At 72.9% G+C, this 19,777-nt stretch carries 19 protein-coding genes; 7 read left to right on the plus strand and 12 right to left on the minus strand.

Translation table 11 applies throughout. The features are described from left to right. Positions 1 to 275 precede the first annotated feature (275 nt). A complete protein-coding gene (locus MXD57_RS18030; RefSeq protein WP_250402465.1) occupies positions 276 to 1,013 on the plus strand; it encodes a SigE family RNA polymerase sigma factor in 738 nt (245 codons plus the stop codon). Positions 1,014 to 1,164: 151 nt separating this feature from the next. On the opposite strand, the gene MXD57_RS18035 is transcribed toward MXD57_RS18030, so the two are convergent. Beyond that, positions 1,165 to 1,794, minus strand: coding sequence for a uridine kinase family protein (locus MXD57_RS18035; protein ID WP_250402466.1), 630 nt, complete (start codon positions 1,792 to 1,794; stop codon positions 1,165 to 1,167). Between the two features lie 127 nt (positions 1,795 to 1,921). Between MXD57_RS18035 and MXD57_RS18040 the strand changes: the two genes are divergently transcribed. Beyond that, on the plus strand, positions 1,922 to 2,314 hold the full coding sequence (locus tag MXD57_RS18040; RefSeq protein ID WP_250402467.1) for a hypothetical protein: 393 nt from the start codon (positions 1,922 to 1,924) through the stop codon (positions 2,312 to 2,314). A 99-nt stretch (positions 2,315 to 2,413) separates the two neighbouring features. Here MXD57_RS18040 and MXD57_RS18045 read toward each other — a convergent pair whose 3' ends face one another. From MXD57_RS18045 to deoC, 3 genes are read right to left on the minus strand one after another with little or no spacing between them, the layout of a single operon-like run. Further along, positions 2,414 to 3,316, minus strand: coding sequence for an aldehyde dehydrogenase family protein (locus MXD57_RS18045; RefSeq protein WP_250402470.1), 903 nt, complete (start codon positions 3,314 to 3,316; stop codon positions 2,414 to 2,416). After that, positions 3,309 to 4,745, minus strand: a complete 1,437-nt coding sequence (locus MXD57_RS18050) for an aldehyde dehydrogenase family protein (RefSeq protein ID WP_250402471.1) — start codon at positions 4,743 to 4,745, stop codon at positions 3,309 to 3,311. Before MXD57_RS18050 ends, MXD57_RS18045 begins: the two co-directional genes overlap by 8 nt. Before the next feature lie 5 nt (positions 4,746 to 4,750). Further along, positions 4,751 to 5,716: a deoxyribose-phosphate aldolase gene (deoC, locus tag MXD57_RS18055; protein ID WP_374114718.1), complete on the minus strand. Its 966-nt coding sequence runs from the start codon at positions 5,714 to 5,716 to the stop codon at positions 4,751 to 4,753. 130 nt (positions 5,717 to 5,846) lie between these two features. On the opposite strand from deoC, the gene MXD57_RS18060 reads away from it, so the two are divergent. Beyond that, positions 5,847 to 6,512, plus strand: a complete 666-nt coding sequence (locus MXD57_RS18060) for a PH domain-containing protein (protein WP_250402473.1) — start codon at positions 5,847 to 5,849, stop codon at positions 6,510 to 6,512. Between the two features lie 122 nt (positions 6,513 to 6,634). On the opposite strand, the gene MXD57_RS18065 is transcribed toward MXD57_RS18060, so the two are convergent. From MXD57_RS18065 to MXD57_RS18075, 3 genes are all read right to left on the minus strand, one after another. Beyond that, a complete protein-coding gene (locus MXD57_RS18065) occupies positions 6,635 to 8,281 on the minus strand; it encodes a phospho-sugar mutase (RefSeq protein ID WP_250402475.1) in 1,647 nt (548 codons plus the stop codon). 104 nt (positions 8,282 to 8,385) lie between these two features. Then, positions 8,386 to 9,210: a purine-nucleoside phosphorylase gene (locus MXD57_RS18070; protein WP_250402476.1), complete on the minus strand. Its 825-nt coding sequence runs from the start codon at positions 9,208 to 9,210 to the stop codon at positions 8,386 to 8,388. A gap of 193 nt (positions 9,211 to 9,403) precedes the next feature. Continuing rightward, a complete protein-coding gene (locus MXD57_RS18075) occupies positions 9,404 to 9,841 on the minus strand; it encodes a gamma-glutamylcyclotransferase (protein ID WP_250402477.1) in 438 nt (145 codons plus the stop codon). 96 nt (positions 9,842 to 9,937) lie between these two features. Between MXD57_RS18075 and MXD57_RS18080 the strand changes: the two genes are divergently transcribed. Next, the gene (locus tag MXD57_RS18080) at positions 9,938 to 11,386 is read left to right on the plus strand and encodes an NAD(P)H-quinone dehydrogenase (RefSeq protein WP_250402478.1); all 1,449 of its coding nucleotides are present in this window, start codon (positions 9,938 to 9,940) and stop codon (positions 11,384 to 11,386) included. 167 nt (positions 11,387 to 11,553) lie between these two features. Continuing rightward, entirely contained in the window at positions 11,554 to 12,501 is a 948-nt protein-coding gene (locus tag MXD57_RS18085; protein WP_441350705.1) for a DeoR/GlpR family DNA-binding transcription regulator, read from the plus strand. 519 nt (positions 12,502 to 13,020) lie between these two features. Here MXD57_RS18085 and MXD57_RS18090 read toward each other — a convergent pair. Continuing rightward, positions 13,021 to 14,793, minus strand: a complete 1,773-nt coding sequence (locus tag MXD57_RS18090) for an acetyl/propionyl/methylcrotonyl-CoA carboxylase subunit alpha (RefSeq protein ID WP_250402480.1) — start codon at positions 14,791 to 14,793, stop codon at positions 13,021 to 13,023. Between the two features lie 366 nt (positions 14,794 to 15,159). On the opposite strand from MXD57_RS18090, the gene MXD57_RS18095 reads away from it, so the two are divergent. Beyond that, positions 15,160 to 15,747 (plus strand): hypothetical protein, encoded by a 588-nt coding sequence (locus MXD57_RS18095; protein WP_250402481.1) that lies wholly within the window; start codon positions 15,160 to 15,162, stop codon positions 15,745 to 15,747. Here the strand turns inward: MXD57_RS18095 and MXD57_RS18100 are convergent. From MXD57_RS18100 to MXD57_RS18110, 4 genes are all read right to left on the minus strand, one after another. Further along, complete coding sequence (locus MXD57_RS18100; RefSeq protein WP_250402482.1) at positions 15,719 to 16,336, minus strand: Maf family protein; 618 nt, start codon at positions 16,334 to 16,336, stop codon at positions 15,719 to 15,721. The two genes, MXD57_RS18095 and MXD57_RS18100, sit on opposite strands and share 29 nt — an antisense overlap. A gap of 40 nt (positions 16,337 to 16,376) precedes the next feature. Beyond that, positions 16,377 to 16,505 (minus strand): morphogenic membrane protein MmpB, encoded by a 129-nt coding sequence (mmpB, locus tag MXD57_RS31550; RefSeq protein WP_284505742.1) that lies wholly within the window; start codon positions 16,503 to 16,505, stop codon positions 16,377 to 16,379. 79 nt (positions 16,506 to 16,584) lie between these two features. After that, the gene (locus MXD57_RS18105; protein WP_250402483.1) at positions 16,585 to 16,794 is read right to left on the minus strand and encodes an acyl-CoA carboxylase epsilon subunit; all 210 of its coding nucleotides are present in this window, start codon (positions 16,792 to 16,794) and stop codon (positions 16,585 to 16,587) included. 67 nt (positions 16,795 to 16,861) lie between these two features. Continuing rightward, positions 16,862 to 18,463 (minus strand): acyl-CoA carboxylase subunit beta, encoded by a 1,602-nt coding sequence (locus MXD57_RS18110; protein ID WP_250402484.1) that lies wholly within the window; start codon positions 18,461 to 18,463, stop codon positions 16,862 to 16,864. Positions 18,464 to 18,574: 111 nt separating this feature from the next. Here MXD57_RS18110 and MXD57_RS18115 point away from each other — a divergent pair, with 111 nt between their 5' ends. Further along, positions 18,575 to 19,435, plus strand: coding sequence for a biotin--[acetyl-CoA-carboxylase] ligase (locus tag MXD57_RS18115; protein ID WP_250402485.1), 861 nt, complete (start codon positions 18,575 to 18,577; stop codon positions 19,433 to 19,435). The last annotated feature ends 342 nt before the right edge of the window (positions 19,436 to 19,777 follow it).

The raw sequence follows: 19,777 nt of genomic DNA on the forward strand, positions 1-19,777 counted from the left end.
CGGGGTGTGGATCGACCGGTGGGACGCGGATCGAGGCCGCAGCGGCCGGACGGCGGCTCGCGCTCGCCCGCACGGGCGGGTCCGCACGGGCGCGGACGGGACCGTGCCGCCCGCTCCGCGCGGGCCCCGCGACCCGCCCCGGCCCGACCCCTGTGACAGGTCTGTGACAGTCGGCGGACACGGCCATGAAGGTCACTCGGCAAGCTTTCCGGCACAGGCAAGGAAGCACGACCGAGCCGGCCGGGGTACCGGAAGTCCACGACGGGGAGCGCGAGATGAACACGCTGCACGGCATCAGCACCAGCGCAGTGGTCACGCGTCTGCACGACGTGCACCGGGGCTCGGAGAAGTCCGGTGCCGTGAGCGGGCGGGGGTGCGCTCGCGGCACCGGGCGTCAGCACACCGGTTACATGACGGTGGTTGACGCGCGCACGGGGGAGACGCACGGGGGAACCGCGTACGGGGAGGAACCGGGGGAGCGCCGTTCGCTGACCGAGGCGGAGTTCACCGCCTACGTCCAGGAGCGCCGCGCCTCCCTGTACGCCACCGCCTACCACCTGACCGGCGACCGTTTCGAGGCCGAGGACCTGCTGCAGAGCGCGCTGTTCTCGACGTACCGGGCGTGGGAGCGGATCAGCGACAAGGCGGCGGTCGGCGGCTACCTGCGCCGGACCATGACCAACCTGCACATCAGCGCCTGGCGGCGCCGCAAGCTCAACGAGTACCCGACCGAGGAACTGCCGGAGACGCCCGGCGACACGGACGCGATGCGCGGCACCGAACTGCGCGCGGTCCTGTGGCAGGCGCTGGCCCGGCTGCCCGAACTCCAGCGCACCATGCTGGTCCTGCGCTACTACGAGGGCCGTACGGACCCGGAGATCGCGGAGATCCTCGGCATCAGTGTCGGCACGGTGAAGTCCAGCATCTGGCGCTCCCTGCGCCGGCTGCGCGAGGACGAGGTCCTCAGCTTCGGCCGTGACGAGGAGGACGCCTTCGGCGAGCTGGTCGCCTGAGGCCGGGGGGAGCGACGGGGGAACGGGGGACCACTGGGGGGTGGGACCCACGGGGGAGCACGGGGGAGCACGGGGGAGCGAAAGGAGCGGGATCGGACGGGCCTCGGGCCGGTCCGGTCCCGCCTCGCGTTGCGGGCGTCTCGCGTCGTGCTCAGGCCACCGTCCGCTGCGGAGCCGGCCGGCCCGCCGCGGCCATCCGGTCCAGTGCCTCGTCGCGGTCGCAGGGATGCGCGCCCAGGGACACCTGCCGGGCCACGATCGACCGCTCGGAGCGCATCAGCCGCCAGCCCCGCCGCAGCAGGAACGGCACCGACTTGCGGCCCTCCCTGAGGTCCCGCAGGAAGCGCCGGCGGAAGGTGGTGACCGAACCCCGGCTCAGGCACAGCGCGTCGGCCAGCACGCCCCGCTCCCGGCAGCGCTCCACGATCTCGGCGGCGAAGATGCCCTCCGCGATGAACAGCGGGGCGGACCCGATGCCCAGCGTCTCCTCGCCGGTGCGGGCGCTCAGCGCGAGGTCGTACACGGGTACGGTCGTGGCCCCCGTGGCGCACAGCCGGACGATGGACTCGACGGCGACGTCCGCGTCCCACGACCCGGGGTGGTCCCAGTCGATGTCCGAACTCCCGTCCACCAGCGGCAGGGTCGGGTCGCCGGCTTCCTTGTAGAAGTCGTCGAGGCGCAGTACGGGTAGCCCGGAACGGGCGGCGACGAGGGACTTGCCCGAACCCGAGGGGCCGCAGAGCAGCACGACGCGGGCGGGGGACGGCGGATGAAGGCTCACGGAACACCAGTTTGACGCATGGCGGCGCTCCTGCCGACCCCGCGGGTCGGCTTTGGAGCGCGCGTCACATCTCAACTACCCTACGTGCTGATCTGTTTACCCTGCGCACCAGAAGGCGGCATCGGCGATGGCCCGACACACTTCCTCCCAGCACCCCACCGTGCAGCGCGCCCTGATCGCCCTCGCGGCCGCCGGAGCGGCGCTGGGAGCGGGTGCGGCGTCCGCGCACGCGGACGGCGGCGCCCGGCTCGCCGACACCCCCGCCCCGGTCGGCGGCCTCGACCCGGCCGCGGGTCCGGCGTCCCTCACCGGCACGGTCGGCTACGCCACCGGCCCGCTCTCCGCCCTCAAGCCCAACCCCCTCGCGGGTACCGGTGTCGACCCCCTGGACAACGGCGTCGGCACCCAGATCGCCGACTTCAAGCCGATCGGCACCGGCGATCTGACCCGGCCGATCGCCGAGGCGGACTCGTTCGGGAGCCTGCCGGTGCTGGGGCAGGTCATCAGCCCGCGGGGCTGACCGGCGCCGCCCGGCCGGTGCCCCGGTACGACGAAGAGCCGCGCCACCCCCGGACGGAGGGGTGACGCGGCTCGCTCGTGCGGGCGGGCGCGGGGCGGCTCAGTACGACGAGCCCGAGGCGCCCAGCGACCCCGTGGGGTGCCAGACCGTCTTGGTCTCCAGGAACGCCGTCAGCCGGTCGGTGCCCGGCGTCCCGAAGTAGTCCACAGGCTGTGGACGCAGGACGCGCTTCAGGTTGTCCGCCGCCGCGATCTCCAGCTCCTTGGCCAGCGCCTCGTCGGCGCCCGCGAGGTCGATCGCGTTGACGTCCTGGTGCGCGGCCAGCGGCGTGGCGATCTCCGCCGTGCGGCCCGACAGGACGTTGACGACACCACCGGGAACGTCGGAGGTCGCCAGCACCTCGCCCAGGGACAGGGCGGGCAGCGGGGCCTCCTCGGAGGCGATCACGACCGCCGTGTTGCCGGTGGCGATGACCGGGGCCACGACCGAGACCAGGCCCAGGAACGACGACTCCCGCGGGGCCAGGACGGCGACCACGCCGGTCGGCTCGGGGGAGGAGAGGTTGAAGAACGGGCCCGCGACCGGGTTGGCGCCACCCACCACCTGGGCGATCTTGTCGGTCCAGCCCGCGTACCAGACCCAGCGGTCGATGGCGGCGTCCACGACGGCGGCCGCCTTGGACTTCGACAGGCCCTCGGCGTCCGCGACCTCCCGCACGAACTGCTCCCGGCGGCCCTCCAGCATCTCCGCGACGCGGTAGAGGACCTGGCCGCGGTTGTAGGCGGTCGCGCCGGACCAGCCGCCGAACGCCTTGCGGGCGGCGACCACCGCGTCACGGGCGTCCTTGCGGGAGGACTGCGGAGCGTTGGCCAGCCAGTTGCCCTTCGAGTCCGTCACCTCGTACACCCGGCCGCTCTCGGAACGCGGGAACTTCCCGCCGACGTACAGTTTGTAGGTCTTGAAGACCGACAGCCGCTCGATCTTCTCGGACTTCTCAGACATCGAGGTACGCCTCCAGGCCGTGGCGGCCGCCCTCGCGGCCGAAGCCCGACTCCTTGAAGCCGCCGAACGGCGAGGTCGGGTCGAACTTGTTGAACGTGTTGGACCAGACGACACCGGCGCGCAGCTTGCCCGCGACGGCCAGGATCCGGGAGCCCTTCTCGGTCCAGATGCCCGCCGACAGGCCGTACGCCGTGTTGTTGGCCTTGGCGACCGCCTCGTCGGGCGTGCGGAAGGTGAGGACGGACAGCACCGGGCCGAAGATCTCGTCGCGGGCGATGGTGTGCGCCTGGGTGACGTTCGTGAAGAGCGTCGGCGCGAACCAGTAGCCGGAGCCGGGCAGTTCGCAGGCCGGCGACCAGCGCTCGGCGCCCTCCGCCTCGCCCTGCTCGGCGAGCGCGGTGATCCGGGCGAGCTGCTCGGCGGAGTTGATCGCGCCGATGTCGGTGTTCTTGTCGAGCGGGTCGCCGAGCCGCAGGGTGGACAGCCGGCGCTTGAGGGAGTCGAGCAGCTCGTCGTGGATCGACTCCTGGACCAGCAGCCGGGAGCCCGCGCAGCAGACCTGGCCCTGGTTGAAGAAGATGCCGTTCACGATGCCCTCGACGGCCTGGTCGATGGGCGCGTCGTCGAAGACGATGTTGGCGCCCTTGCCGCCCAGCTCGAGGGTGAGCTTCTTGCGGGTGCCGGCGACGGTCCGCGCGATCTCCTTGCCGACGTTCGTCGACCCGGTGAACGCGACCTTGTTCACGTCCCGGTGCGCGACGAGGGCGGCGCCCGCGTCGCCGTAGCCCGGGAGGATGTTGACGACACCCTTGGGCAGGCCCGCCTGGCGGCAGATGTCCGCGAAGAACAGGGCCGACAGCGGGGTGGTCTCGGCCGGCTTCAGCACGACCGTGTTGCCGGTCGCCAGCGCCGGGGCGATCTTCCACGCCAGCATCAGCAGCGGGAAGTTCCAGGGGATCACCTGGCCGGCGACGCCGAGGGGCCTGGGGTCCGTGCCGAACCCGGCGTGGCCGAGCTTGTCCGCCCAGCCCGCGTAGTAGAAGAAGTGCGCGGCGACCAGCGGAAGGTCCGCGTCCCGGGTCTCCTTGATCGGCTTGCCGTTGTCCAGCGTCTCCAGGACCGCCAGCTCGCGGCTGCGCTCCTGGATGATGCGGGCGATGCGGAACAGGTACTTGGCGCGGGCGGAGCCGGGCAGCGCCGACCACTTCTCGAAGGCCTTGCGGGCCGCCTTCACGGCGCGGTCGACGTCCTCGGCGCCGGCCTGCGCGACCTCGGAGAGCACCTCCTCGGTGGACGGCGAGACCGTCTTGAAGACCTTGCCGGCGGCGGCCTCGGTGAACTCGCCGTCGATGAACAGGCCGTAGGAGGGGGCGATGTCGACGACCGCGCGGGACTCGGGCGCCGGTGCGTAATCGAATGCGGATGCCATGGTGATCAGTCCACCGTCACGTAGTCGGGGCCGGAGTAGCGGCCGGTGGCCAGCTTCTGACGCTGCATCAGCAGGTCGTTCAGGAGCGAGGAGGCGCCGAAGCGGAACCAGTGGTTGTCCAGCCAGTCCTCACCCGCGGTCTCGTTGACCAGGACGAGGAACTTGATGGCGTCCTTGGTGGTGCGGATGCCGCCGGCCGGCTTCACGCCGACCTGGACGCCGGTCTGGGCGCGGAAGTCGCGGACGGCCTCCAGCATGAGCAGGGTGTTGGCGGGCGTGGCGTTCACCGCCACCTTGCCGGTCGACGTCTTGATGAAGTCGGCCCCCGCCATCATGCCCAGCCAGCTCGCCCGGCGGATGTTGTCGTAGGTCGACAGCTCGCCGGTCTCGAAGATGACCTTCAGCCGGGCGCTCGTGCCGCAGGCCTCCTTCACGGCGACGATCTCGTCGTGCACCTTGAGGTAGTCGCCCGAGAGGAACGCGCCACGGTCGATGACCATGTCGATCTCGTCGGCGCCGGCGGCCACGGCGTCCCGGACGTCGGCCAGCTTCACCGCCAGGGCGGCCCGGCCGGCCGGGAAGGCGGTGGCGACCGAGGCGACCTTCACGCCGGAACCGGCGACGGCCTCCTTGGCGGTGGCCACCATGTCGGGATAGACGCAGACGGCCGCCGTCGTGGGGGTGGTGCGGTCCGTGGGGTCGGGATGGGCCGCCTTGGCGCCGAGCGCCCGGACCTTGCCCGGGGTGTCCGCGCCTTCCAGCGTCGTCAGGTCGACCATCGAGATGGCGAGGTCGATGGCGTACGCCTTCGCGGTGGTCTTGATGGAACGGGTGCCGAGAGACGCGGCGCGCGCCTCCAGGCCGACCGCGTCGACGCCGGGCAGCCCGTGGAGGAAGCGGCGCAGCGTGCTGTCGGACGCGGTGACGTCAGCGAACGGCTGTGCGGGGGAAGCAGTGGTGGGCATGGTCACCAGGGGAGCATATCTACGCGCGTAGCGAATGTATAGCCCCGGGTGCTCACCGGCTACCCGGCGATCTCGGACGAGCGCGGGGACCGGGGTGCGCGGGAACGCTCCGCCGGCGTCGGGCAGAATCGGCACCATGACGACGCCCGACCACCGGTCACCCGAGTCACGGCCCACCGCCAAGGACGTGATCTACCGCTCGCCCCTGGCACTCGTGGCCGGTGTGCTGCTGCTGGTGCTCGCCTGCTGGCTGGGCTTCGACGCGCTGGTCCGCGGGCACGGGCGCACCCCCTGGCTGGCCCTCGCCGCGCTGATCCTCGCCGTGCCGCTGGTGGTCGCCTTCACCCTGCGCCCGGCGGTGTTCTCGGGCGAGGACCGGCTCCGGGTCCGCAACCCCTTCCGGTCGGTCACCCTGCCCTGGGGCGAGGTCGCCTCGCTGCGCTCCGGCTACACCAACGAGGTCGTCGCCAACTCCGGCGACAAGTACCAGCTCTGGGCCATCCCCGTCTCCCTGCGTGCCCGCAAGAAGGCGGCCCGCAGGCAGGCCCGCGCGGACGCGGCGGCCCGGGGCGGCCGGTCGGGTGCCTTCGGCTTCGGCGGCGCCTTCGGGGGCCTCGTCGACCACGACGGACCGACCCGCGCGGAGAGCGACCGGATCATCGACGATCTGCGGGCGACCGCGGAGCGCCGGGGCCCGGCGAGCACGGCCCAGGGCGAGGTGACGGTGCGCTGGGCCTACGAGCTGATCGCCCCCGCGGTCGCCGGCGCGGTGCTGCTCGTGGTGCTGCTGGCGGTGGGCTGAGGCCGGCCCACGCGGCCGGGGAGGGCGCGGGCTCGGAGCGGCCCCGCCGCCGTGACCGGGGGCACCGGTCACGGCGGCGGGGCCGACGTGGGGGTGTGCGGCGGTCGCCGGGCAGGCGCCGCTCAGAGGCCGGCCGCCGCCGACAGGTCCCGCTTCAGGGCCGCCAGGAGTTCGGCCGCCCTGGTGCGGGCCGCCGGGAGGGCGGCGCGGTCGGCGGCCGGGACGACGACCTCCAGGTAGCACTTCAGCTTGGGCTCCGTGCCGCTGGGGCGGACGACGACCCGGGCGCCGTCGAGCGTGTAGCGCAGGCCGTCGGTGGGCGGGAGCCGGTCCGTGCCCCGGGTCAGGTCCTCGGCGCGGGTGATGGCCAGGCCCGCCAGCCCGGTCGGGGGCTGCTCGCGCAGCCGGCGCATCGCGTCCGAGATGACGGAGAGGTCCTCGACGCGGACCGAGAGCTGGTCGGTCGCGTGCAGCCCGTGCTCCACGGCCAGGTCGTCGAGCAGGTCGAGCAGGGTGCGGCCCCGCTCCTTGAGCACCGAGGCCAGCTCGGTGATCAGCAGCGCGGCGGTGATGCCGTCCTTGTCCCGCACGCCCTGCGGGTCGACGCAGTAGCCGAGCGCCTCCTCGTAGCCGTAGCGCAGGCCGTCCACGCGGGCGATCCACTTGAAGCCGGTCAGGGTCTCCTCGTACGGGAGCTTCGCGCTCTCGGCGATGCGGCCGAGGAGGGAGGAGGAGACGATCGACTCCGCGAAGGTGCCGGTGGCCCCGCGCCCGACCAGGTGTGCGGCGAGCAGCGAGCCCACCTCGTCGCCGCGCAGCATCCGCCAGTCGGCGCCGTCACGGACGGCCACGGCGCAGCGGTCGGCGTCCGGGTCGTTGGCGATGACCAGGTCCGGGTCGGTGGCGCGGGCCCGGGCGAACGCCAGGTCCATGGCGCCCGGCTCCTCCGGGTTGGGGAAGGCCACGGTCGGGAAGTCCGGGTCCGGGTCGGCCTGCTCGGCGACCAGCACCGGCTCCGGGAACCCGGCGCGGGCGAAGGCGGCCAGCAGGACGTCCCGGCCGACGCCGTGCATCGCCGTGTAGACCGTGCGCGCGGTACGCGGGGAGTCCGCGTCCAGGACGGCGTCCGTGCGGGCCAGATAGGCCTCCAGGACCGAGTCGTCCAGCGTCTGCCAGCCCGACTCCGGACGGGGGACGTCGTCCAGCGAGGCGATCGCGTCGATCTCGGCGGCGATCTCCGCGTCGGCGGGCGGGACGATCTGGGAGCCGTCGCCGAGGTACACCTTGTAGCCGTTGTCCCGGGGCGGGTTGTGGCTGGCGGTGACCTCCACGCCCGCGACCGCGCCCAGGTGCCGGATGGCGAACGCCAGTACCGGGGTGGGCAGGGGCCGCGGCAGCACGGCGGCCCGCAGGCCGGCGCCGGTCACCACGGCGGCGGTGTCCCGGGCGAAGTCGGCGGACATGTGGCGGGCGTCGTAGCCGATGACGACCAGCCCGGCCTCGTCGCCCCCGTGGGAGGCCCCGTGCTTCCTCAGGTACGCGGCCAGCCCGGCCGCGGCACGGATCACGACCGAGCGGTTCATGCGCATCGGGCCGGCGCCCAGCTCGCCGCGCAGGCCCGCGGTGCCGAACTGGAGGGTGCCGGAGAACCGCGCGCGCAGTTCGGGCACGTCACCGGCGTCGAGCAGCCCGGCCAGCTCCTCGCGGGTGCGCGGGTCGGGGTCCTCGGCGAGCCATGCCTTGGCCTTGGCGATGAGTTCGTCCTGCACCTTGGGTCAACCTCTCCTCAGTTCCTGCCGGAGGCTTCGCCCCCGGACCCCCGTTCCGCACCGTCCCACCGTCCCACCGGCCCGGCCGGCGGGCGTGCGGTCTCTCAGATCCTGCCCAGCACCTGCGTCAGGAGCTGCCCCATGCGCGCCGCCGAGTCGCGGCCCGCCTGCAGGACCTCCTCGTGGTTCAGCGGCTCGCCGGTCATGCCCGCGGCGAGGTTGGTGACCAGGGAGATGCCCAGCACCTCGGCGCCGGCCTCACGGGCGGCGATGGCCTCGAGCACCGTGGACATGCCGACCAGGTCCGCGCCGATGACGCGGGCCATGCGGATCTCCGCCGGGGTCTCGTAGTGCGGGCCGGGGAACTGCGCGTAGACGCCCTCCTCCAGGCTGGGGTCGATCTCCTTGCACAGGGCGCGCAGGCGCGGGGAGTACAGGTCGGTGAGGTCGACGAAGTTGGCGCCGACGATCGGCGAGGTCGCCGTCAGGTTGATGTGATCGTTGATCAGCACCGGCTGGCCGGGGCGCATGCCCTCGCGCAGGCCGCCGCAGCCGTTGGTGAGGACCACGGTCTTGCAGCCGGCGGCGACGGCCGTGCGGACGCCGTGGGCGACGGCGGCCACGCCGCGGCCCTCGTAGTAGTGGGTGCGGCCCAGGAAGACCAGGGCCCGCTTGTCACCGAAGGAGTACGAGCGGACCCTGCCGCCGTGCCCCTCCACGGCCGGCGGCGGGAAGCCGGGCAGCTCGGTGACCTGGAACTCGGCGTCGGGTGCGCCGAGGGCGTCGACGGCCGGAGCCCAGCCGGAGCCCATCACGAGAGCTACGTCGTGGGTCTCGGCGCCGGTCAGTTCGCGCAGGCGCGCGGCGGCGGCGTCGGCGGCGGCGTAGGGATCGCCCTGGATGTCGTCCGGAAGAAGAGATGCGTTCACGCCGACGAGGGTAGCCGGTTCTCGCCTACGCGCGTAGATGACGGACCCCACGGGATGGCGATCGTTGTCTTGTCGTTTCCAACGAGGCACGGTCTCCGTCCGGACGGTGTCCGGCGCGCGGCCGCTGCCGCCGCCCGCGTGGGCCCGGTTCCGCCCGGTCGCGACGGGCGGAACCCGGCTTGCCGGACAGCCCTCAGCACGGGCGCTTGCGCAGCTCCATCACGTAGTCGTGGGGTGCGCCCGCCGATTCCGCCGCGTCCGCGATCTCGCCCAGGTAGCGGGCCGAGGGCAGTCCGCCCTCGTAGCCGTTGAGGGCGTACACCCAGGCCGGCTCCTCGCCGTCCAGGGTGTGCGCGCGGACCCGGACGCGGCGGTAGATGCCCAGCCCCACGCCCTCCCACCGGTCGAGGGACTCCTCGTCCATCGGTGCGATGTCGTACAGGCCGACGAAGACCTGCGCCCCGGGCTCCTCGACGATCATCGCCAGCGCCCCCTCCCAGCCGAGCTGCTCGCCGCCGAAGGCGAGCCGCCAGCCGTTCAGCCAGCCCACGGCGCGCAGCGGCGAGTGCGGGGCGCGGCGGGACATCAGCCGCGCGTCGAGGTTGCCGGCGTACGCGGCATAGAGCGACATGCACGAAGGGTACGGCAGGCGAAACACTCGTCCCGCACGTACCGGAGGGCACCGGCGGGCGCCCCCGGGCAGTAGCACCTTGAGGCGTGCGGGACAATGGGGTACGTGACTCGGATCGTGATCATCGGTGGCGGACCCGGCGGATATGAAGCGGCCCTGGTGGCCGCCCAGCTCGGCGCGGAGGTGACCGTCGTCGACTGCGACGGTCTGGGCGGGGCGTCGGTGCTGACCGACTGCGTGCCGTCGAAGACCCTTATCGCTACGGCCGAGGTGATGACCACCTTCGACTCCTCCTACGAGGAGCTGGGCATCATCGTCGCCGACGACACCCCGCCGCTGGAGCAGGCGGCGCGGGTGGTCGGCGTGGACCTCGGCAAGGTCAACCGCCGGGTGAAGCGCCTCGCGCTCGCCCAGTCCCACGACATCACCGCGTCCGTCACCCGGGCCGGCGCCCGTGTCATGCGCGGGCGCGGACGGCTCGACGGCATGCAGGCCCTGGACGGCTCCCGCAAGGTCGTCGTCACCGCCGCCGACGGCACCGAGGAGACGCTCACCGCCGACGCCGTCCTCATCGCCACCGGCGGTCACCCCCGCGAGCTCCCGGACGCCCGTCCCGACGGCGAGCGCATCCTCAACTGGACGCAGGTCTACGACCTCACCGAGCTGCCGGAAGAGCTGATCGTGGTCGGCTCCGGCGTCACCGGCGCCGAGTTCGCCGGCGCCTACCAGGCGCTGGGGTCCAAGGTCACCCTGGTCTCCTCCCGGGACCGGGTGCTGCCGGGCGAGGACCCGGACGCCGCCGCGGTCCTCGAGGACGTCTTCCGCCGCCGCGGCATGAACGTCATGGCCCGCTCCCGCGCGCAGTCCGCCAAGCGCGTCGGCGACCGGGTCGAGGTGACGCTGGCCGACGGCCGGGTCATCACCGGCTCGCACTGCCTGATGGCCGTCGGCGCCATCCCCAACAGCGCGGGCCTGGGCCTGGAGGAGGCCGGCGTCAAGCTGCGCGACTCCGGGCACATCTGGACCGACAGGGTGTCGCGCACGAGCGCTCCGGGCGTCTACGCCGCCGGTGACGTCACGGGCGTCTTCGCCCTGGCCTCGGTCGCGGCGATGCAGGGACGCATCGCCATGTACCACTTCCTCGGCGACGCGGTGGCCCCGCTGAACCTGAAGACGGTCTCCTCCAACGTGTTCACCGACCCCGAGATCGCCACCGTCGGGTACAGCCAGGCGGACGTGGACGCGGGCAAGATCGACGCCCGGGTGGTGAAGCTGCCCCTGCTGCGCAACCCGCGCGCCAAGATGCAGGGCATCCGGGACGGCTTCGTCAAGATCTTCTGCCGGCCGGGCACCGGGATCGTCGTCGGCGGTGTCGTCGTCGCGCCGCGCGCCTCGGAACTGATCCACCCCATCTCGATCGCCGTCGACAACGATCTGACGGTCGAGCAGATCGCGAAGGCCTTCACGGTGTACCCCTCGCTTTCGGGGTCGATCGCGGAGGTGGCACGGCAGTTGCACACGCGCAAGGCGGGCATCGAGGCCTGACCCCTGGGAGCCGACTTCCCGCTGGTCACGGGGAGTTGTCGAGCATGCGTGCGGCATAGGCGGGCGGATTAGGCCCTATACCACCTCCTGCCGTGCCGTACGAACAACTTCTGTAATTCGGCGCAAACTGCTGAAACCAGACGCTCGTTGGGGTTACTGTCAGTTTCGTGTTCGCTGCAGAACGTCGCCAATTGATTCTCGAAATGGTGCGAGCGAACGGAGCGGTGTCGCTCCGTGAACTCGCCCGCGTCGTCCAGACCTCCGAAGTGACCGTACGGCGGGACGTGCGCGCGCTGGAGGCAGAAGGACTCCTCGACCGCCGGCACGGCGGTGCGGTACTGCCGGGCGGGTTCACGCGGGAGTCCGGCTTTCCGCAGAAGTCCCATCTCGCGACCGCCGAGAAGACGGCCATCGCCGACCTCGCCGCCGGCCTCGTCGAAGAAGGCGAGGCCATCGTGGTCGGGGCGGGCATCACCACGCAGGAGCTGGCCCGTCGGCTCGCGCGGGTGCCCGGGCTGACCGTCGTGACCAACTCCCTGCTGGTGGCGCAGGCGCTGGCCCACGCCAACCGGGTGGAGGTCGTCATGACCGGCGGCACCCTGCGCGGCTCCAACTACGCCCTCGTCGGCTCCGGCGCGGAGCAGTCCCTCCAGGGGCTCAGGGTCTCCAAGGCCTTCCTGTCCGGGAGCGGGCTCACCGCGGAGCGGGGGCTGTCCACGTCCAACATGCTCTCGGCCTCCGTCGACCGGGCCCTGGTCCAGGCCGCCGCCGAGGTCGTGGTCCTCGCCGACCACACCAAGCTGGGCACCGACACGATGTTCCAGACGGTGCCGACCGACGTCATCACCCGCCTGGTCACCGACGAGCCGCCCGGGCACGACGACCGTGCCGGCACCGAGCTGCAGGCCCTCGCCGACCAGGGCGTGCAGATCGCCGTGGCGGGAGCGGGGGGAAACCCGGTGGGTGAACCCGTGCCCGCGGCCCGGCAGCAGAGGTCCTCCTCACTGCCGGGGCCCCGTCGGGGGCAGGTCGCCCCTGGCGCGCTGCGGGGCATGCTCGGGGACCAGCCGGCCGGTGCCGAGCGGGGGCGTGTCGCCGACCTGCGCAGGCGCTGAGGGGCTTCACGCGGGCCTGGGGAGCCTCTGTGCGGGTACCGGGGGGCCGCGGTCGCGGGCGAGTCGACAGGCTGTCGCGGGGGTGCTCCGGGGGCGTCACGGGCTCCGCGGGGCATGCCCGGGGGGCAGCAGGCCGGTGCCGACGGTGCCGAGCCGGGGCGTGTCACCGACCTGTGCAGGCGCTGAGGGGCTGTCACGGGGCGCTCCGGAGCCGTCACGGGCGGCCGGGCCCCCGTGGGCGTGGAGGCCGCGGGGCTGCGGCGCGGTTCGCCGGACGCCGGTCCACCGGCTCGCTGCGGGGCCGTGGGACGCCGGTGCGCCGCGGTGGGACGGGCCGCCGGACGGCTGCGTGAGCCCCGCAGGTCCGCTCGGCCACGTGGCCGAGCGGCGACCGGCACGGCTCGCCGCCCTGCGGGCCGGGCGCCGGGACCCCCCTCCGTGTGGCGGCCCGTCAAAGCCGGACGCCCGGTGCGGCCCTGTCGGGCGCCACCGGGCGTCGGGGTACGCAGACGCCTCGCGTCAGTCCTTGATCTCGCAGATCGCGGCGCCGGACGTGACCGAGGCGCCCACCTCGAAGTTCAGGCCCTTGATGGTGCCGGACCGGTGGGCGTTGAGCGGCTGCTCCATCTTCATGGCCTCCAGGACGACGACCAGGTCGCCCTCCTTGACCTCCTGGCCCTCCTCCACCGCGACCTTCACGATCGTGCCCTGCATCGGGGAGGCGAGGGTGTCACCGGAGGCGACCGGGCCGGACTTCTTGGCCGCGCGGCGCTTCGGCTTCGCGCCGGCCGCGAGGCCGGTGCGGGCCAGCGACATGCCCAGGGAGGACGGCAGGGAGACCTCGAGGCGCTTGCCGCCGACCTCGACCACGACCGTCTCGCGGCCCGTCTCCTCCTCGCCCTCGGCGTCGGCCGGAGCGGCGAAGGGCTTGATCTCGTTGACGAACTCGGTCTCGATCCACCGGGTGTGGACCGTGAACGGGTCCTCGGATCCGGTCAGTTCCGGGGCGAACGCCGGGTCCCTGACGACCACGCGGTGGAACGGGATGGCCGTGGCCATGCCCTCGACCTGGAACTCGTCCAGCGCCCGGGCCGCCCGCTCCAGGGCCTCCTTGCGGGTGCGGCCGGTGACGATCAGCTTGGCCAGCAGGGAGTCCCAGGCCGGGCCGATCACGCTGCCGGCCTCCACACCCGCGTCCAGCCGGACGCCGGGACCGGTCGGCGCCTCGAAGGCGGTGACGGTGCCGGGAGCGGGCAGGAAGTTGCGGCCCGGGTCCTCACCGTTGATCCGGAACTCGAACGAGTGTCCGCGCAGCGCGGGGTCGTCGTAGCCCAGCTCCTCGCCGTCGGCGATGCGGAACATCTCGCGGACCAGGTCGATGCCGGCGACCTCCTCGGTCACCGGGTGCTCCACCTGGAGGCGGGTGTTGACCTCGAGGAACGAGATCGTGCCGTCCTGGCCGACCAGGAACTCACAGGTGCCGGCACCCTCGTAGCCGGCCTCCTTCAGGATGGCCTTCGAGGCGCGGTACAGCTCGGCGACCTGCTCCTCGGACAGGAACGGCGCCGGGGCCTCCTCGACCAGCTTCTGGTGCCGGCGCTGCAGCGAGCAGTCACGGGTGGAGACGACGACCACGTTGCCGTGCTTGTCGGCCAGGCACTGGGTCTCCACGTGCCGCGGACGGTCGAGGTAGCGCTCCACGAAGCACTCGCCGCGGCCGAAGGCGGCGACCGCCTCGCGCACCGCGGAGTCGTACAGCTCCGGGACCTCCTCGAGGGTCCGGGCCACCTTCAGGCCGCGGCCACCGCCGCCGAAGGCGGCCTTGATGGCGATCGGCAGTCCGTGCTGCTCGGCGAAGGCGACGACCTCGTCCGCGCCGGAGACGGGGTCGGGCGTGCCGGCGACCAGCGGGGCGCCGGCGCGCTGGGCGATGTGCCGGGCGGCGACCTTGTCACCCAGGTCGCGGATCGCCTGCGGCGGCGGTCCGATCCAGATCAGGCCCGCGTCCAGCACGGCCTGCGCGAACTCCGCGTTCTCCGAGAGGAAGCCGTAGCCCGGATGAATGGCGTCGGCCCCGGACTCCCGGGCGGCGTTCAGGACCTTCTCGATGTCCAGATAGCTGGTGGCCGGAGTGTCACCGCCCAGAGCGAACGCCTCATCCGCGGCGCGGACATGCAGAGCGTCCCGGTCCGGGTCGGCGTAGACGGCCACGCTCGCGATCCCGGCGTCCCGGCAGGCCCGGGCCACGCGGACAGCGATTTCGCCACGGTTGGCGATGAGCACCTTGCGCACGATTGAGGCTCCCTCCTTGAAACAAGCCGAGTTTAGGGACTGCCGACACGGCTCATCGACCCGTTCCCAATGGTGAGCTTGCCCACACGGAGCGTGATCCGAGGCCCGCTCGACCCGCGAAAGCCCATGTCGCACCTGGGGTGCGGCAGGACTCCTCCGGGCAACCCTAGCCCCGACATGTGGTCAAGGTCTCTGTGAGAGGGTGCCGCGCCCCACTCCGTTTCTTTGTCGAGTCCCTACGAATGGCCCAATGATTCTTTGCTGGTGGCCGAACCCTTGTCCCGGGGTTTACCCGTTAGTAGCGTTCGCGATGACTTGAACGTACCCGGAGTAACCGGGTTTTGGCCGGAGAGTGGGTGGAGGCCGGTGGTGCGCAGACCGGTGGCATGGGCCGTGGCGATCGTCCTCCTGGGTGAGGCGTTCGTCATCGGGGCGCTGAACTGGTTCCTCGGGATGGTGGTCGAGCGCCAGAGGATGTCGCTGGCCGGACTCGATCCGGACGTCATGTCGACGTCCTCGAAGGTCGGCGGCCTGGTCTTCGGCCTCTACTTCGCCCTGTGCGCCCTGGTGGCCCTGCTGGTGGCGGTACGAGACCGGGCGCCCGCCGGGCTCGGCCGGGTGCTGCTGATCAGCGTGGCGGTCGTGCACGGCCTGCTGGGGGCGTTCGCGCTGAGCCTGATGGGCTGGCCGGCCTTCCTGTTCATGGTGGTGATGCTCGGCCTGCTCGTCCTGCTCCTGGTGACCTACGACCGGGACGCCGGCCCGGAGCAGGGCGCGTCCGGCGGCGCCCCCGGGGCGGGCGGCGCCCCGAGGGCCGAGGACGAGCCGGCCGCCGGGTCCCCGCAGGGCGTGGGCGCGGAGCACGGCGGGACGGGCGAGCGGCGGGACGGGGACGAGGGGCCGCGGGACTCCGCCCCCGCCCAGGTCACTCAGCCGGCGACCACAACTCCGTGATGCCGACGCCCAGTTCGGCCAGCAGCCGGCGAACGAGGGGCAGGCTGATGCCGATCACGTTGCCGTGGTCGCCGTCGATGCCCTCGATGAACGGCGCCGATCGGCCGTCCAGGGTGAACGCCCCGGCGACGTAGAGAGGTTCGCCGGAGGCGACGTACGCGGCGATCTCCTCGTCCGAGGGCTCGCCGAAGCGCACGACGGTGGAGGCGGTCGCGGAGACGTGGCGCTTCGCCGTCGTGTCCCAGACGCAGTGCCCGGTCTGCAGGGTTCCGGCCCGCCCGCGCATGGCCTTCCAGCGGGCGGTGGCCTCCTCGACGTCGGCGGGCTTGCCGAGCGCCTGCCCGTCCAGCTCCAGCACCGAGTCGCAGCCGATCACCAGGGCACCCCGCACCTCCGGCCGCGCCGCCACCACGGAGGCCTTGGCCTCGGCCAGCGCGAGTGCCAGCTCCGCCGGGGTGGGCGCGGTGACGGCGTCCTCGTCGACCCCGCTGACGATCACCTCGGGGGCGAGGCCCGCCTGGCGCAGCAGGCCGAGCCGGGCGGGGGACTGGGAGGCGAGCACGAGTCGCCTGCGTGGCTTGGCAGTCATGCGGCCAGGTTAGGCCCTCCCGCGCGGATCGGGCGCCGCGCTACCGCAGGCCGATCACGATCATCCCGAGCACCATCGCCAGGGCCAGGACGAGTCCGAGCCGCCGCAGCATCTCCTGCGTGTCCCGCAGGTCCTCGGGCGGCTCGTCATCGGGGTCTGACCACAGCATTCCCCCAGCGTGCGGGTGGTGCCGGGCCGGGCGCCTGAGTACCCGTACTCAAGTTGGCGCCCGGCCCGGCCGGCCGGGCTCAGCTCGGCCAGTAGGTCCGCGTCCAGGACGCCGGGCCCGGCTGGGGCAGACGCGCGGACGCGATACGGGCCGGGTCCGACCACGAGTCCCTCGTCCCGGGCGCGCCGGGCGGCGCCGCGGCGGCCGCTACGGCGCGGGCCCGGACCACCGCCAGGGCGGCGGCCAGCTCCTCGGGGGTCGGATTGCCTCGTACGACCTTGATGTTCATGACCGCTCCAGGGGTCCGCCGGGCGGGGGCCCGTCCGCCGTGGTCCGCCGGCCGGGCCCCACGGGTCCTACAGGGGGATGTTGCCGTGCTTCTTCGGAGGCAGGGATTCCCGCTTCGTACGCAGTTGACGCAGGCCGCGGACGATGTGGGAGCGGGTGTCGGACGGCATGATCACCGCGTCGACGTAGCCCCGCTCGGCCGCGACGTAGGGATTGAGGAGGGTGTCCTCGTACTCCTGGATGAGCCGGGCCCGGGTGGCCTCGCCGTCCCCCTGGCCCTCCGCCTCGGCGATGGTGCGGCGGTGCAGGATGTTGACGGCTCCCTGGGCGCCCATGACGGCGATCTGCGCGGTCGGCCAGGCCAGGTTGAGGTCGGCGCCCAGGTGCTTGGAGCCCATGACGTCGTAGGCGCCGCCGAAGGCCTTGCGGGTGATGACGGTGATCAGCGGGACCGTCGCCTCGGCGTAGGCGAAGATCAGCTTGGCGCCGCGCCGGATGATGCCGGTGTGCTCCTGGTCGACGCCCGGCAGGAAGCCCGGCACGTCGACGAAGGTGAGCACCGGGACGTTGAAGGCGTCGCAGGTCCGCACGAAGCGGGCGGCCTTCTCCGAGGCGTCGATGTCCAGGCAGCCGGCGAACTGCATCGGCTGGTTGGCGACGATGCCCACCGGGTGGCCCTCGACCCGTCCGAAGCCGGTGACGATGTTCGGCGCGAACAGCGCCTGCGTCTCGAAGAACTCGGCGTCGTCCAGGACGTGTTCGACCACCGTGCGGATGTCGTACGGCTGGTTCGCGCTGTCCGGGACCAGGGTGTCCAGCTCCAGGTCCTCGGCGCCCACGGTGAGGTCCGCCTCCTCCGCGAAGACGGGGGCCTCGCTGAGGTTGTTGGACGGCAGGTACGACAGGAGCTGCTTGACGTACTCGATCGCGTCCTTCTCGTCGCCGGCCATGTGGTGGGCCACGCCGGAGGCGGAGTTGTGGGTGCGGGCGCCGCCCAGCTCCTCGAAGCCGACGTCCTCACCGGTGACCGTCTTGATGACGTCGGGACCCGTGATGAACATGTGCGAGGTCTGGTCGACCATGACCGTGAAGTCGGTGATGGCGGGCGAGTAGACCGCGCCGCCCGCGCACGGGCCCACGACCAGGCTGATCTGCGGGATCACGCCGGAGGCGTGGGTGTTGCGGCGGAAGATCTCGCCGTAGGCGCCCAGCGAGGCCACGCCCTCCTGGATGCGCGCGCCGCCGGAGTCGTTGATGCCGATGACCGGGCAGCCGGTCTTCAGCGCGAAGTCCATCACCTTGACGATCTTCTGGCCGTAGACCTCGCCGAGGGCCCCGCCGAAGACGGTGAAGTCCTGCGAGAACACCGCGACCGGACGGCCGTCGACCGTGCCGTAGCCGGTCACGACGCCGTCGCCGTACGGGCGGTTCTTCTCCAGGCCGAAGTTGGTGGAGCGGTGGCGGGCGAACTCGTCGAGCTCGACGAAGGAGCCCTCGTCGAGGAGGAGTTCGATGCGCTCACGCGCCGTCAGCTTGCCCTTGGCGTGCTGCTTCTCCACGGCGCGCTCCGAGCCGGCATGCGTCGCCTCGTGGATGCGGCGCTGCAGATCCGCGAGTTTGCCCGCGGTCGTGTGGATGTCGATCTCTTGACGCTCTTCCGGCTCGGACATCGGGATCGCGGCTCCCTGCCTGCTCAAAAGGGGGGACGGTTACTCATCCGTAGCGTAGTGGTGTCGCTGCGCATCAGCAGTGCGGCGTTTCCCACACCTAGGGTGACTTGCATGACGCCGCACAATGCATCAGACGACAACCGCTGGTCCGACCTCGACCGTCCGCCCCTGAACGTCGCGGCCCTGCGGCGCGGGCTGGTCCGCGCGGGCGGGCTGTGGTCGCAGGTGGAGCTGGTCCAGCGGACCGGATCCACCAACTCCGACCTGGTGGCCAGGGCCGCGGCCGGCGGGGCGGGCGAGGGCGCGGTGCTGGTCGCCGAGGAGCAGACCGCCGGGCGGGGCCGGCTGGACCGGCAGTGGACCGCGCCGCCCCGGTCCGGCCTGTTCTTCTCCGTGCTGCTCAAGCCGACCGAGGTGCCGGTGGCCCGCTGGGGCTGGCTGCCGCTGCTCACCGGCGTCGCGGTGGCGACGGGCCTGTCCCGCGCGGCCGGCGTGGACACGGCACTCAAATGGCCCAACGACCTGCTGGTGACCGTCGGCGGCGAGGAGCGCAAGACCGGCGGCATCCTCGCGGAACGGGCCGGGGACGACGGGGTCGTCATCGGCGTCGGTGTCAACGTCAGCCTCCGGGCCGAGGAGCTGCCGGTTCCGCAGGCGGGGTCGCTGGCACTGGCGGGGGCGGCCGGCACGGACCGGGATCCGCTGCTGCGCGGAGTGCTGCGGTCGCTGGAGGACTGGTACGGGCGGTGGCGCTCGGCCGGGGGCGATCCTGCCGCCAGCGGACTGCAGGAGACCTATGCGGCGGGCTGCGCGACGCTGGGACGCACCGTGCGGGCGGAACTCCCCGGGGACCGTGCCGTGGTCGGTGAGGCCGTCGCGGTCGACGGCGACGGCCGCCTGGTCATCGCCACGGAGGCCGGTGTGCGGGAGCCGGTGGGAGCGGGCGACATCGTCCACCTGCGCCCCGCGTAGCCACGTGGCCCGCCGCCGGCCGGGGGCTTCTCCCACCCTCGGTCGTGAGCGCCCCGCAGGGGGCGCGGGAACCGCGCGACCGGCCCCGTGCCGCGCGGGTCGGGGGTGGCGCAAAGGCGCCCGCAGGGGGCGCGGGGAATCGCGCGAGCGGCCCGGGCGCGGCCGGGGGGCCGGGAGCGCCGGGAGGTGTGCTGAGCGGGGTCGTTCCGCTGGGCGGAGGGGGGTGACGGCCCCTGGGAAGGCCGGTGCCGGGAGGGGCCCCCGGCTCAACCCGGCGGAGTGAGCTGGCGCACACCTGCCGTAGAGTTGAGGCCGGTCGTACCTGACCGTGACAGATACGAA

It is taken from the genome of Streptomyces cellostaticus (assembly GCF_023630175.1).
Lineage (GTDB): Bacteria > Actinomycetota > Actinomycetes > Streptomycetales > Streptomycetaceae > Streptomyces > Streptomyces cellostaticus_A.

Coding starts and splice junctions, on each gene's coding strand:
- MXD57_RS18030 (WP_250402465.1), top strand. CDS start 276: ATGAACACGCTGCACGGCATCAGCACCAGCGCAGTGGTCACGCGTCTG.
- MXD57_RS18115 (WP_250402485.1), top strand. CDS start 18,575: ATGACGCCGCACAATGCATCAGACGACAACCGCTGGTCCGACCTCGAC.
- MXD57_RS18105 (WP_250402483.1), bottom strand. CDS start 16,794: ATGAACATCAAGGTCGTACGAGGCAATCCGACCCCCGAGGAGCTGGCC.
- MXD57_RS18110 (WP_250402484.1), bottom strand. CDS start 18,463: ATGTCCGAGCCGGAAGAGCGTCAAGAGATCGACATCCACACGACCGCG.
- MXD57_RS18100 (WP_250402482.1), bottom strand. CDS start 16,336: ATGACTGCCAAGCCACGCAGGCGACTCGTGCTCGCCTCCCAGTCCCCC.
- MXD57_RS18075 (WP_250402477.1), bottom strand. CDS start 9,841: ATGTCGCTCTATGCCGCGTACGCCGGCAACCTCGACGCGCGGCTGATG.
- MXD57_RS18040 (WP_250402467.1), top strand. CDS start 1,922: ATGGCCCGACACACTTCCTCCCAGCACCCCACCGTGCAGCGCGCCCTG.
- MXD57_RS18045 (WP_250402470.1), bottom strand. CDS start 3,316: ATGTCTGAGAAGTCCGAGAAGATCGAGCGGCTGTCGGTCTTCAAGACC.
- mmpB (WP_284505742.1), bottom strand. CDS start 16,505: ATGCTGTGGTCAGACCCCGATGACGAGCCGCCCGAGGACCTGCGGGAC.
- MXD57_RS18080 (WP_250402478.1), top strand. CDS start 9,938: ATGGGGTACGTGACTCGGATCGTGATCATCGGTGGCGGACCCGGCGGA.
- MXD57_RS18050 (WP_250402471.1), bottom strand. CDS start 4,745: ATGGCATCCGCATTCGATTACGCACCGGCGCCCGAGTCCCGCGCGGTC.
- MXD57_RS18060 (WP_250402473.1), top strand. CDS start 5,847: ATGACGACGCCCGACCACCGGTCACCCGAGTCACGGCCCACCGCCAAG.